At 60.5% G+C, this 12,852-nt stretch carries 14 protein-coding genes; 13 read left to right on the top strand and 1 reads right to left on the bottom strand.

What is annotated here, in order from left to right; genetic code table 11:
• The 6 genes from tilS to ispD all read left to right on the top strand — a co-directional run.
• Window positions 1–748 (top strand): tRNA lysidine(34) synthetase TilS (gene tilS, locus L9Z73_RS15525; protein WP_247402493.1); only part of this gene is annotated, 748 nt, incomplete at its 5' end.
• 273 nt (window positions 749–1,021) lie between these two features.
• Window positions 1,022–2,653, top strand: a complete 1,632-nt coding sequence (locus L9Z73_RS15520) for a CTP synthase (protein WP_247402490.1) — start codon at window positions 1,022–1,024, stop codon at window positions 2,651–2,653.
• A gap of 5 nt (window positions 2,654–2,658) precedes the next feature.
• Window positions 2,659–3,504 carry a 3-deoxy-8-phosphooctulonate synthase gene (gene kdsA, locus L9Z73_RS15515; protein WP_010563535.1) on the top strand — a complete coding sequence of 282 codons (846 nt, stop codon included), beginning with the start codon at window positions 2,659–2,661 and terminating at the stop codon, window positions 3,502–3,504.
• A 157-nt stretch (window positions 3,505–3,661) separates the two neighbouring features.
• On the top strand, window positions 3,662–4,951 hold the full coding sequence (eno, locus tag L9Z73_RS15510) for a phosphopyruvate hydratase (protein WP_247402488.1): 1,290 nt from the start codon (window positions 3,662–3,664) through the stop codon (window positions 4,949–4,951).
• Between the two features lie 171 nt (window positions 4,952–5,122).
• Window positions 5,123–5,401 carry a cell division protein FtsB gene (gene ftsB / locus L9Z73_RS15505; RefSeq protein ID WP_247402486.1) on the top strand — a complete coding sequence of 93 codons (279 nt, stop codon included), beginning with the start codon at window positions 5,123–5,125 and terminating at the stop codon, window positions 5,399–5,401.
• The gene (gene ispD, locus L9Z73_RS15500; RefSeq protein ID WP_247402484.1) at window positions 5,398–6,105 is read left to right on the top strand and encodes a 2-C-methyl-D-erythritol 4-phosphate cytidylyltransferase; all 708 of its coding nucleotides are present in this window, start codon (window positions 5,398–5,400) and stop codon (window positions 6,103–6,105) included. Before ftsB ends, ispD begins: the two co-directional genes overlap by 4 nt.
• A gap of 130 nt (window positions 6,106–6,235) precedes the next feature.
• On the opposite strand, the gene L9Z73_RS15495 is transcribed toward ispD, so the two are convergent.
• Window positions 6,236–7,132 (bottom strand): LysR substrate-binding domain-containing protein, encoded by an 897-nt coding sequence (locus L9Z73_RS15495; protein ID WP_247402482.1) that lies wholly within the window; start codon window positions 7,130–7,132, stop codon window positions 6,236–6,238.
• A gap of 109 nt (window positions 7,133–7,241) precedes the next feature.
• Between L9Z73_RS15495 and L9Z73_RS15490 the strand changes: the two genes are divergently transcribed.
• The 7 genes from L9Z73_RS15490 to L9Z73_RS15460 all read left to right on the top strand — a co-directional run.
• Complete coding sequence (locus tag L9Z73_RS15490) at window positions 7,242–8,354, top strand: S-(hydroxymethyl)glutathione dehydrogenase/class III alcohol dehydrogenase (protein WP_247402481.1); 1,113 nt, start codon at window positions 7,242–7,244, stop codon at window positions 8,352–8,354.
• A gap of 8 nt (window positions 8,355–8,362) precedes the next feature.
• On the top strand, window positions 8,363–9,208 hold the full coding sequence (fghA, locus tag L9Z73_RS15485; protein WP_247402479.1) for an S-formylglutathione hydrolase: 846 nt from the start codon (window positions 8,363–8,365) through the stop codon (window positions 9,206–9,208).
• Window positions 9,209–9,262: 54 nt separating this feature from the next.
• Complete coding sequence (gene ispF / locus L9Z73_RS15480) at window positions 9,263–9,736, top strand: 2-C-methyl-D-erythritol 2,4-cyclodiphosphate synthase (RefSeq protein WP_025855145.1); 474 nt, start codon at window positions 9,263–9,265, stop codon at window positions 9,734–9,736.
• The gene (truD, locus tag L9Z73_RS15475) at window positions 9,733–10,791 is read left to right on the top strand and encodes a tRNA pseudouridine(13) synthase TruD (RefSeq protein ID WP_247402477.1); all 1,059 of its coding nucleotides are present in this window, start codon (window positions 9,733–9,735) and stop codon (window positions 10,789–10,791) included. Before ispF ends, truD begins: the two co-directional genes overlap by 4 nt.
• Entirely contained in the window at window positions 10,779–11,528 is a 750-nt protein-coding gene (gene surE / locus L9Z73_RS15470) for a 5'/3'-nucleotidase SurE (protein ID WP_247402475.1), read from the top strand. The genes truD and surE overlap by 13 nt, the downstream gene beginning before the upstream one ends.
• A gap of 41 nt (window positions 11,529–11,569) precedes the next feature.
• A complete protein-coding gene (locus L9Z73_RS15465) occupies window positions 11,570–12,205 on the top strand; it encodes a protein-L-isoaspartate(D-aspartate) O-methyltransferase (protein WP_247402496.1) in 636 nt (211 codons plus the stop codon).
• Window positions 12,206–12,414: 209 nt separating this feature from the next.
• On the top strand, window positions 12,415–12,852 hold a 438-nt coding region (locus L9Z73_RS15460), incomplete at its 3' end, for a LysM peptidoglycan-binding domain-containing protein (protein ID WP_247402473.1).

Raw genomic sequence — 12,852 nt, 5'->3', positions numbered from 1 at the left:
CTCGCGCAATTACCTGCGTCATCGTGTATTCCCGCGGCTGACCGAGCGCTGGCCGCAGGCCGTTGCGAGCCTAGCCCGTGCCGCTGAGCATTTGAGCGAAGCCCAAGGCCTGTTGGACGAGTTGGCGGGCATCGACCTGCAAGCCGCCGACCAGCCTTCGCCTTTTCCGTGGCTGCGCTTGCCGTCATTGGCCCTGGCGCCGTTGTGTGAGCTTTCCGACGCGCGGCAACGCAACGCCCTGCGCCATTGGCTGAACCCGCTGACGCGCTTACCCGACAGCGACCACTGGGCCGGCTGGCATTCCCTGCGCGACGCCAAGCTCGATGCGCAACCCCTGTGGCGCCTGGCCGACGGCGATCTGCATCGTTGCGGCGAGCGCATCTGGTGGCTTCCCTCCAGTTGGTCGGAATTTTCCGACGTGTCGGTGAGCTGGCCGCAGCCGCAAAACCCACTAGAGTTACCGGGTAATGGCCAACTCCGATTGATCGGCGAGGTTCCCGACGGCGTGCTGCAGGTTCGCTATCGCCAAGGCGGCGAAATCATCGACATCCCAGGTCGCGGTCGGCGCGATTTGAAGCGCCTGCTCAACGAAAGTGGGCTGCCGGGCTTTGTCCGTGGCAGATTGCCGCTGCTGTATCGGGGCGAGCAATTGCTGGCTGCGCCCAGCCTTGCAGGGCTTTGGAATGTGTCGAATGACGGCTGGCAATTACATTGGATGCCACAGACCTGCGATCAAGGTTTGAGCTGATAGCGCCTTTCCGGTAGACTACGCTCCCTTCTTGATACAACTTCTGTGGATTCGCCTGAATCGCAGCAGTTGCCGATTACCAAGCAGTCTTTGCTGGGCGATTCCAAAAAATGTGTAGCGATCAACGTACCGGTGTTTCATTGCTGGTCTGTCACCACGCGGCGGTTTTTTTGAAAGGTGCACTGTGATTAATGCAGGTGATCGGGGGCTTCGGCCTTCCTTCGCTTTCCCCGGCGGCTCGGACCGCTTTAACGCAGACTTCTAGGGTTTTTCATGACGCGCTACATATTCGTCACGGGCGGTGTTGTTTCTTCATTGGGGAAAGGCATTGCCTCCGCTTCATTGGCGGCCATCCTGGAGGCGCGGGGACTTAAGGTCACCATGCTCAAGCTGGACCCGTACATCAACGTTGACCCGGGCACCATGAGTCCGTTCCAGCACGGTGAAGTGTTCGTCACACACGACGGCGCAGAGACCGACCTGGACCTGGGCCACTACGAGCGGTTCATCCGCACGACCATGACCCAGAACAACAACTTCACCACCGGCCGTGTCTACGAACACGTGCTGCGCAAGGAGCGTCGTGGTGACTACCTGGGGGCAACCATCCAGGTGATCCCGCACATCACCGACGAAATCAAGCGCCGCATCATCAAGGGTGCAGGCGATGCCGACGTGGCGATGGTCGAGATCGGTGGCACCGTGGGTGACATCGAATCCCAACCGTTCCTCGAAGCCATCCGCCAGTTGCGTTTCGAAGTTGGCGCCAAGCGCGCGATGTTGATGCACCTGACACTGGTGCCGTACATCGCCACCGCCGGCGAAACCAAAACCAAGCCAACCCAGCACTCGGTCAAGGAACTGCGCTCCATCGGCCTGCAGCCGGACGTGCTGGTGTGCCGTTCCGATCACCCGATCGATATTTCCTCGCGTCGCAAGATCGCGCAGTTCACCAACGTTGAAGAGCGTGCGGTGATTGCCCTGGAAGACGCCGACACCATCTACAAGATCCCGGGCATCCTGCATTCCCAGGGTCTGGATGATTTTGTGGTCGAGCGTTTCGGCCTGCAATGCGGCGGCGCGGATCTGTCCGAGTGGGAAGCCGTGGTCGACGCCAAGCTCAACCCTGAGCACGAAGTCACCATCGCCATGGTCGGCAAGTACATGGAGCTGTTGGATGCGTACAAGTCGCTGATCGAAGCGATGAGCCACGCCGGTATCAGCAACCGTACCAAGGTCAACCTGCGCTATATCGATTCCGAAGACATCGAGAACCAGGGCACCGCACTGCTCGAAGGCGTTGACGCGATCCTCGTTCCAGGCGGTTTCGGCCTGCGTGGCGTGGAAGGCAAGATCACCGCCGTGCAGTACGCTCGTGAGCACAAGGTGCCGTACCTGGGGATCTGCCTGGGCATGCAAGTGGCCGTTATCGAGTTCGCCCGTAACGTGCTGGGCTGGAAAGACGCCAACTCCACCGAGTTCGATCATTCCAGCGGCCATCCGGTCGTAGGCCTGATCACCGAGTGGGAAGACGCCACCGGCGCCGTTGAAACCCGTACCGAATCGTCCGACCTGGGCGGCACCATGCGCCTCGGCGCGCAAGACTGCCTGCTGGAGACGGGTTCGCTGGTTCACGACTGCTACGGCAAGGACGTGATCGTCGAGCGTCACCGTCACCGCTACGAAGTGAACAACAACCTGCTGCCGCAGATCAAAGCAGCCGGCCTGAAAGTCTCCGGCCGCTCGGGCGATGGCAAACTGGTCGAAGTGGTCGAGGCGCCGGATCATCCGTGGTTCGTGGCGTGCCAGTTCCACCCTGAGTTCACCTCGACGCCACGCGACGGTCACCCGTTGTTCAGCGGTTTCGTTAAAGCAGCACTGACGCAACATCAGAAGAAGGCGTGAACCTGATGGCCCAGAAGATCATTCGCGTAGGCGACATCGAGATTGCCAACGACAAGCCAATGGTGCTGTTCGGCGGCATGAACGTGCTGGAAAGCCGCGACATGGCGATGCAGGTCTGTGAAGAGTACGTGAAGGTTACCCAGAAACTGGGTATCCCTTATGTGTTCAAGGCCAGCTTCGACAAGGCCAACCGTTCGTCCGTGACCTCCTATCGCGGCCCGGGCCTTGAAGAAGGCATGCGGATCTTCCAGGACATCAAGCAAGCCTTCGGCGTGCCGATCATCACCGACGTCCACGAGCCTGAACAGGCTGCCGTGGTCGCCGAGGTGTGTGACATCATCCAGTTGCCGGCCTTCCTGTCGCGCCAGACCGACCTCGTGGTCGCCATGGCCAAGACCGGCGCGGTGATCAATATCAAGAAAGCCCAGTTCCTCGCGCCCCAGGAAATGAAACACATCCTGAACAAGTGCGTGGAAGCGGGTAACGACCAGTTGATCCTCTGCGAGCGCGGTTCGAGCTTCGGCTACAACAACCTCGTGGTGGACATGCTCGGTTTCGGCATCATGAAACAGTTCGAATACCCGGTGTTCTTCGACGTGACCCACGCGCTGCAAATGCCGGGTGGTCGCGCCGATTCCGCTGGCGGGCGCCGTGCCCAGGTATTGGACCTGGCCAAGGCGGGCATCAGCCAGTCCCTGGCTGGCCTGTTCCTGGAAGCTCACCCGGACCCGGATAACGCCAAATGCGACGGTCCTTGCGCCCTGCGCCTGGACAAACTGGAGCCATTCCTGGCCCAGCTCAAGCAATTGGACGAACTGGTCAAGAGTTTTCCGACGGTAGAGACCGCGTAAGCGCCATTTCTCCGGTAAAGTATCCCACGCTAAATGCTCAGGCCCTGGGGCCTGAGCCTTGTCGTCTGCAAGTCTGCCCCGTTGTTCCCCCCTTGCGGTCGATCAAAAGATTTCCTTCAGCTGCGTCGTTTTCGTCAACTTTGGAGTGTTTACAACAATGGCAAAAATCGTCGACATCAAAGGTCGTGAAGTTCTCGACTCCCGTGGCAACCCCACCGTCGAAGCCGACGTGCTTCTCGATAACGGCATCATCGGCAGCGCCTGCGCGCCGTCCGGTGCTTCCACAGGTTCGCGCGAAGCGCTGGAACTGCGTGATGGCGACAAGAGCCGTTACCTGGGCAAGGGTGTCCTCAAGGCGGTAGCCAACATCAACGGTCCGATTCGTGACCTGTTGCTGGGCACAGACCCGCTGGACCAGAAAGCCCTGGACCACGCGATGATCAAGCTCGACGGCACTGAAAACAAAGGCAGCCTGGGCGCCAACGCCATCCTCGCCGTGTCCCTGGCCGCCGCCAAGGCCGCCGCCCAGGACCAGGACCTGCCGCTGTACGCGCACATCGCCAACCTCAACGGCACGCCGGGTGTGTACTCGATGCCGGTACCGATGATGAACATCATCAACGGTGGCGAGCACGCCGATAACAACGTCGACATCCAGGAATTCATGGTGCAGCCGGTTGGCGCCAAGACCTTCTCCGAAGGCCTGCGCATGGGCACCGAGATTTTCCATCACCTCAAGGCTGTCCTGAAGGCCCGTGGCCTGAGCACTGCAGTGGGTGACGAAGGTGGCTTCGCGCCGAACCTGGCGTCCAACGAAGATGCACTGAAAGTGATCTCCGAAGCCGTGGCCAACGCCGGCTACACCCTGGGCACCGACGTGACCCTGGCACTGGACTGCGCTGCCAGCGAATTCTACGAAGACGGTAAGTACAACCTGTCCGGCGAAGGCCAGGTGTTCAACTCCGAAGGGTTTGCCGAGTACCTCAAGGGTCTGACTCAGCGCTATCCGATCATCTCGATCGAAGACGGCCTGGACGAGTCCGACTGGGACGGCTGGAAAATTCTCACCGACAAGCTCGGCGAGAAGGTCCAACTGGTCGGCGACGATCTGTTCGTGACCAACACCAAGATCCTGAAAGAAGGCATCGACAAGAAGATCGCCAACTCGATCCTGATCAAGTTCAACCAGATCGGTACCCTGACCGAAACCCTGGAAGCCATCCAGATGGCCAAGGCTGCGGGCTACACCGCCGTGATCTCGCACCGCTCCGGCGAAACCGAAGACTCGACCATTGCCGACCTGGCCGTGGGCACGTCGGCGGGCCAGATCAAGACCGGCTCGCTGTGCCGTTCCGATCGCGTATCCAAGTACAACCAATTGCTTCGTATCGAAGAGCAACTGGGCGGTAAAGCCAAGTACAACGGTCGCGGCGAGTTTCGCGGCTGATCAGTAAATGGTAAAAAGTCGGCGGATTGTGTCGGAAAAATCACGAGAGTGTGAAATTCGACGCTAATCTGATGGCGATCAAGCACAAGCCTGGGTCTTCCAGGCTTCGTGCTATCAGCTACTTTAAAAGTTTTGCATGGCTGTCTTTTTTCACTGGATACCCGATATTCGATGCGCAGTCCCAACTGGTTGTTCCTCGTCTTGCTCTTGTTGCTGGCTGGCCTGCAGTACCGCCTATGGGTGGGTAATGGCAGCGTTGCGCAGGTAGAAGACCTGACCCAGCAAATTGCCGACCAGCACGCCGAAAACGAACGCCTGCTGGAGCGCAATCGTGTCCTCGATGCCGAGGTGCTTGAGCTGAAAAAAGGTACGGAGACCGTCGAAGAGCGGGCTCGTCATGAATTGGGCATGGTCAAGGAGGGCGAAACCCTCTACCAGTTGGCCCAATGAGTCACTGTTTGCCGGCCTTCTGGGCCGTGATTCCTGCCGCGGGCGTCGGTGCCCGTATGGCTGCGGACCGTCCCAAGCAATACTTGCAACTGGGCGGGCGCACTATTCTCGAACACAGCCTTGGCTGTTTTCTCGACCACCCCTCGCTCAAGGGCCTGGTGGTCAGTCTTGCTGTTGATGACCCTTACTGGCCCAACCTGGCGTGTGCCACTGACCCGCGTATTCAGCGGGCGGACGGTGGTTTGGAACGTTCGGGTTCGGTGCTCAATGCGCTGCTGCAGCTCAATGCACTGGGCGCCAGCGATGATGACTGGGTGTTGGTACACGATGCCGCGCGGCCCAACCTGAGTCGTGATGACCTCGACAAGTTGCTCGCCGAACTGGCGGATGACCCCGTGGGTGGCTTGCTGGCGGTGCCGGCCCGCGACACCCTCAAGCGCGTCGACAAGCACGGGCGCGTGGTCGAAACCGTCGACCGCAGCCTGATCTGGCAAGCGTACACGCCGCAGATGTTCCGCCTGGGCGCGTTGCATCGTGCGTTGGCCGACAGCCTGGTGGCCGATGCGGTGATCACCGACGAAGCCTCGGCCATGGAATGGTCCGGCCAGGCGCCGCGTCTGATTGAAGGGCGCTCGGACAATATCAAGGTGACCCGGCCTGAAGACCTGGAGTGGCTGCGGTTGCGCTGGGCTAACCGGCGGTAGTCAGTTGCACCGAGTTGACGCTTTCGCGGGCAAGCCCGCTCCCACATTCGATCGCGTTTATCCTGTAGGAGCACGGTCGAATGTGGGAGGGGGCTTGCTCCCGATCGCGGTGGGTCTAAACACTGATTAATCAACGGCTGTACTCCGGCCGCTCGGCCAATCCCTCCTTCAAGAAATCCACCAGCTTTCTAACCTTCGGCGACAAATGCCGCTGCTGCGGATACAACGCCCACACCGCCGTATTCGGCGGCTGATGCGCCTCCAGTAACGACACCAGCGCGCCACTGTGCAAATGCTCCAGCACGTAATAGTCCGGCAGCTGGCACAAGCCCACCCCTTGTAACGCCGCGTCCAATACCGCTTGCCCACTGTTGCAGCGCCAGTTGCCTTGCACCCGTTGGGAAAACTCGCGCCCATCCTGGGCCAGTTGCCAGATGTCCGAGCTGCCGACCAGGCAGTTATGCCGACTCAATTCCGACAAACTATGTGGCCGCCCATACCGCGCCAAGTAGGACGGCGACGCGCACAAGTACATGCGTCGCGGCGCCAGGCGGCTGGCGACCATGCGTGAGTCTTGCAGGCGCCCCAGGCGTATCGCCAGGTCGAGGCCTTCGTGTACCAAATCCAACTGGCGATTGCTCAGCTCGATATCCACCCGCAGTTGCGGGTAAAGCCCCATGAACCGCGTCACCAGTGGCACGATAAACCGCTCGCCATACGCCACGGCGCAGGTCATGCGCAGCATGCCTTTGGGCTCGCTGGCGAGGTCGCCGACGGCGCGCAGGGCTTCTTCGCGGCCATCCTGCAGGCGCTGGCAGTGTTGCAGAAAGGTCTGCCCGGCTTCGGTCAGGGTCACCTTGCGCGTACTGCGATACAGCAAACGCGTTTGCAGCCGTTCTTCCAGGCGTGCCACCTGTCGGCTGATGTGGGACGAAGACACCCCAAGGCGTTCCGCCGCCGCAGTGAATTGGCTGCATTCAGCGACGGCGACGAACTCATCGATGCCTTCCCAGCGGTTTTCCAGCATGGCGATTATCCCTGTACAGCAATAAAGTTTTGCTTTTGCCTGGATTATTAATCAGTCAGCCATGTTTTACACTCACCGTCTCAGTTTTTAACTCCCTGGAGAAACCCGGATGATCAAGTCCCGCGCGGCTGTAGCCTTCGAAGCCAAGAAGCCCCTTGAGATCGTTGAAGTGGATGTCGCCATGCCCAAGGCCGGCGAAGTGCTGTTGCGCGTGGTAGCGTCCGGCGTGTGCCATACCGACGCCTACACCTTGTCGGGCGCCGACCCGGAAGGCATCTTCCCGTCGATTCTCGGCCATGAAGGCGGTGCCGTGGTTGAAGCGATCGGCGAGGGCGTGACTTCGGTTGCCGTCGGCGACCATGTGATCCCGCTGTACACCCCGGAATGCGGCAAGTGCAAATTCTGTCTGTCGGGCAAGACCAACCTGTGCCAGGCCATTCGTGCCACTCAGGGGAAAGGCCTGATGCCGGACGGCACCACGCGTTTCTCCTACAAGGGTCAGCCGATTTTCCACTACATGGGCACCTCGACCTTTTCCGAGTACACCGTGCTGCCGGAAATTTCCGTGGCGAAGATTCCTAAAGACGCACCGCTGGAAAAAGTCTGCCTGCTGGGATGTGGCGTCACCACCGGTATCGGTGCGGTGATCAACACCGCCAAGGTCAAGCCCGGCGACACTGTCGCCATCTTCGGCCTCGGCGGTATCGGCCTGTCGGCAGTGATCGGTGCGGTAAAAGCCAAGGCCGGTCGCATCATCGCCATCGACATCAACCCAGCCAAGTTCGAAATTGCCAAGCAACTGGGCGCCACCGACTGCATCAACCCGAAAGACTACGACCGTCCGATCCAGGACGTGATTGTCGATTTGACTGACGGCGGTGTGGACTTTTCCTTCGAGTGCATCGGCAACGTGCAACTGATGCGCGCCGCCCTTGAATGCTGTCACAAAGGCTGGGGCGAATCGGTGATCATCGGCGTTGCCGGCGCCGGCCAGGAAATTTCCACCCGTCCATTCCAACTGGTGACCGGCCGCGTCTGGCGCGGTTCGGCCTTCGGCGGCGTGCGTGGTCGGACTGAATTGCCCAGCTACGTGGAAATGGCCCAGAGCGGCGAGATCCCGTTGGACACCTTCATCACCCACACCATGGGCCTGGAAGACATCAACAAAGCGTTTGAGCTGATGCATGAAGGCAAGAGCATTCGTACCGTCATCCACTTCTGAGGTCGGCCATGAGTCTGGAAAACCTGTCGTGCCAGAAGAGCTTCGGCGGCTGGCATAAACGCTACAAGCATCATTCCGACGTGCTCGGTTGCGACATGACCTTCGCCGTCTACCTGCCGCCGCAAGCGGAGCAGGGCGGCAAGCTGCCGGTGGTGTACTGGCTGTCCGGGTTGACCTGCACCGATGAAAACTTCATGCAGAAAGCCGGCGCCCAGCGCATGGCGGCCGAACTGGGGCTGATCATTGTCGCGCCGGACACTAGCCCCCGTGGCCCCGGTGTGCCGGGCGATCCGGACAACGCCTGGGATTTCGGTCTTGGGGCCGGTTTCTATCTGAATGCCACCCAGGAACCCTGGGCCAAGCATTATCGGATGCATGACTACGTGGTGCAGGAATTGCCGGCGTTGGTTGAAGCGCATTTCCCTGCTTCGGATAAACGCGGTATCAGCGGCCACTCCATGGGCGGTCACGGTGCGCTGGTGTGCGCGTTGCGCAACCCCGGGCGTTACCTATCGGTGTCGGCGTTTTCGCCGATCAACAACCCGATGGATTGCCCATGGGGCCAGAAAGCCTTCTCCCGTTACCTGGGCGAAGAACGCTCGAAGTGGCGCGAGTGGGACGCATGCGTGCTGATCAGCGAAGCCTCGGAAAAACTGCCATTGCTGGTGGATCAGGGCGACCGCGACGACTTCCTCGCGGTGCAGCTCAAGCCCGAAGCCTTGCAGCAAGCGGCGAAAGCGGCCAATCACCCGCTCGAACTGCGCCTGCAACCCGGCTACGACCACAGCTACTTCTTTATCGCCAGCTTCATCGAAGACCATTTGCGACATCACGGTCGTGCTTTGCTCGGTTAATATGCGACAAAAGTAGGTAGAATCACGCCCTGAATTAAATCGGGGCGTTTTTTTATGCGTATTGGCCACGGCTACGATGTGCACCGTTTCGCTGAAGGCGATTTCATCACTTTGGGCGGTGTGCGCATTGCGCACCACCATGGGTTGCTGGCTCATTCCGACGGCGATGTCGTGTTGCACGCCTTGAGCGACGCCTTGCTCGGCGCAGCGGCGCTCGGCGATATCGGCAAGCACTTTCCGGACACCGACCCGACCTTCAAGGGCGCGGACAGCCGCGTATTGCTACGTCATGTGGTCGGACTGATCCACGCCAAAGGCTGGAAGGTCGGCAACGTCGATAACACCATCGTGGCCCAGGCGCCGAAAATGGCCCCCCACATCGAGTCGATGCGCGCGCTCATCGCTGCGGATCTGCACATTGAATTGGATCAAGTGAACGTGAAAGCCACCACCACCGAAAAGCTCGGGTTTACCGGTCGTGAAGAGGGCATCGCGGTGCACTCCGTCGCCTTGTTGCTGCGCGCATGAACGACCAGCAACTGTTGGGCCCGCGGGCCTATGGCGAGGCGTTGGGCAGCGCCGTATTGAAGGCTACCGCTGAAGATTTCCAGGTCGATGAAGTGCTCGATATCCCGCTGACCGGCGAGGGTGAGCACCTGTGGCTGTGGGTGGAAAAGCGTGGCCTCAACACTGAAGAGGCCGCCCGCCGGATCGCCAAGGCCGCCGGCGTGCCGTTGCGCACCGTCAGTTATGCCGGGCTCAAGGATCGCCAGGCGTTGACCCGCCAGTGGTTCAGTGTGCAACTGCCGGGCAAGGCTGATCCGGACCTGAGCGGCGCGGAAAACGACACCCTCAAGATCCTCAAGACCGGCCGTCACAAGCGCAAGCTGCAACGGGGTGCCCATTCGGCCAACGGCTTTACCTTGCGCCTGACGCAACTGGCGGGGGATCACGCGGCCATTGATGCACGCCTGCAACTGATCGCCCAGCACGGCATTCCCAATTATTTCGGCACCCAGCGTTTTGGCCACAACGGCGGCAATGTGGTGGATGCGCGTGAGTGGGCGGCCCGCAAGGCCTTGCCGGAGCAGCGCAATGTGCGTTCGCGGTTGCTGTCGACGGCGCGCAGTTTCCTCTTCAACAAAGTGTTGGCAGCGCGTGTCGCGGACGGTTCCTGGCAGCGTGCCCAGGTCGGCGATCTTCTGGCCTTCACCGACAGTCGCAGTTTTTTTCCGGCGGGGGAGGCTGAATGCAGCGACCCGCGCCTGGCGATCCTGGACCTGCACCCCACCGGGCCGCAGTGGGGCGAAGGCGATTCGCCGGCTACCGGTGCAACCCATGCACTGGAGCAGGCGGTTGCCGCCAGTGAAGCCGACCTGCGCGATTGGCTGGTGAATGCCGGCATGAGCCAGGAGCGTCGCATTCTGCGACTGCCCATTGGCGGGTTGACGTGGCATTATCCCGGGCCTGACATTCTGCAATTGGAATTCGTCCTGCCGGCCGGATGCTTCGCCACTGTCTTGGTGCGCGAGCTTGTTGATCTGGTGCCGGTGGGGCAGACGGACAGCCCATGCGTATTCTGATATCAAATGACGACGGTGCCACCGCACCTGGCCTCGCCGCGCTTCATGCTGCGCTGGCGGATTACGCCGAGTGCGTGGTGGTTGCCCCCGACCAGGACAAGAGCGGCGCCAGCAGTTCGCTGACGCTCGACCGTCCGCTGCACGTGCACGTTCTGGCCAATGGCTTTATCAGCGTGAACGGCACCCCCACCGACTGCGTACACCTGGCGATCAACAGTTTGTTGGATCAGGAGCCGGATCTGGTGGTGTCGGGCATCAACCTTGGCGCCAACCTGGGAGATGACGTGCTGTATTCCGGCACCGTGGCGGCAGCCCTTGAAGGGCGATTCCTAGGCCGGACCTCGTTCGCCTTCTCGTTGGCCTCGCGCCAATTGGATAACCTGCCGACTGCCGCCTATTTCGCGCGCAAGCTGGTGGAAGCCCACGGTTCCCTCGATCTGCCGCCCCGGACGGTGCTTAACGTCAATATCCCCAATTTGCCCATCGAGCATATTCGCGGCATCCAGCTCACGCGCCTGGGCCATCGCGCCCGTGCGGCGGCGCCGTTGAAGGTGGTCGACCCACGTGGCAAGGAAGGTTATTGGATTGCCGCCGCAGGCGATGCCGAAGACGGCGGCCCGGGCACCGACTTTCATGCGGTGATGCAAGGCTATGTCTCGATTACCCCGTTGCAACTCGATCGCACCTTCAGTGATGCCTTCAGTAGTCTCGATGGCTGGCTGGAGGGCTTGCGCTGATGGCTCGTGAACAAGACGACCTGCTGCGTCGCGGTATAGGGATGACTTCCCAACGTACCCGCGAGCGTCTGATCCAGCGCCTGTACGAAGAGGGCCTGTCCAATGCCCAGGTGTTGGAAGTGATCCGGCGCACGCCTCGGCACCTGTTTGTCGATGAGGCCCTGGCCCATCGCGCCTATGAAGACACGGCGTTGCCGATCGGGCATAACCAGACCATTTCCCAGCCGTACATGGTAGCGCGCATGAGCGAACTGCTGCTGGAGGCGGGCCCGTTGGACAAGGTGCTGGAGATCGGCACCGGTTCGGGTTACCAGACTGCCGTGCTGTCGCAACTGGTGGAGCGTGTGTTCTCGGTGGAGCGCATCAAGGTGCTGCAGGATCGCGCCAAGGAACGTCTGGTGGAACTGAACCTGCGCAACGTGGTGTTCCGCTGGGGCGATGGCTGGGAAGGCTGGCCGGCGCTGGCGCCATACAACGGCATCATCGTCACCGCGGTCGCCACCGATGTGCCGCAGGCGTTGCTCGATCAACTGGCCCCTGGCGGCCGGCTGGTGATCCCGGTGGGTTCCGGTGAAGTGCAACAATTGATGCTCATTATCCGTGAAGAGGAAGGCTTTTCGCGGCATGTGCTCGGCGCTGTGCGTTTCGTGCCGTTGCTCAATGGCCCGCTCGCCTGATCATTTATTCGCGCGCAGTGAATTCTGTTGGCGGGGATGTGTCTTACGGCGGGGTCTATAGAGTCAACATGATTCGTCGTTGGTTTTAAACGCGATGAATTTTTCGTTTCAGTCGTGTGCCAGTAAAAAGCCAATGCCCAGTTATACTTACGACATATTTCAAGCCTGATACAGGCATTCATGTTCAGCCACCACAAAGGGAGCGGCGGGTGAGTCTCACAGGTCTTGCGCAGCGTATGAGTAAAACAAGCTTTCAGCGACTGGTGCTTGGCCTTGTCTTGAGTTCCTTATTGGCAGCTTGTTCGAGCACGCCTTCCGGGGGCGCGAGGGTGGTTGACCGCACCAACGCAGCACCGCAAAAACCGACCGTGACCACGGGGCAATATGTGGTGCGTAAGGGCGATACGATGTTTTCGATCGCCTTCCGTTATGGCTGGGACTACAAGGCACTCGCCGCACGTAACAATATTCCTGCGCCCTACACGATACATCCAGGTCAGACCATTCGCTTCGATGGACGCACCGGTTCAACGCCGACGGCAGTTGTGACAAACACCGGATCTTCGCCCTCGTCTTCGAGCAAAACCACGATCATCACGCGGCCTGCGGGCACCGCCGCGCCTGCGGTTGCGAGCAAGCCGGCAGCC

Source organism: Pseudomonas emilianonis (genome assembly GCF_023072625.1).
GTDB lineage: Bacteria > Pseudomonadota > Gammaproteobacteria > Pseudomonadales > Pseudomonadaceae > Aquipseudomonas > Aquipseudomonas paraveronii.
Note: the sequence above shows the minus strand (reverse complement) of the source record. Positions and strands in the feature narration are given on the sequence as shown.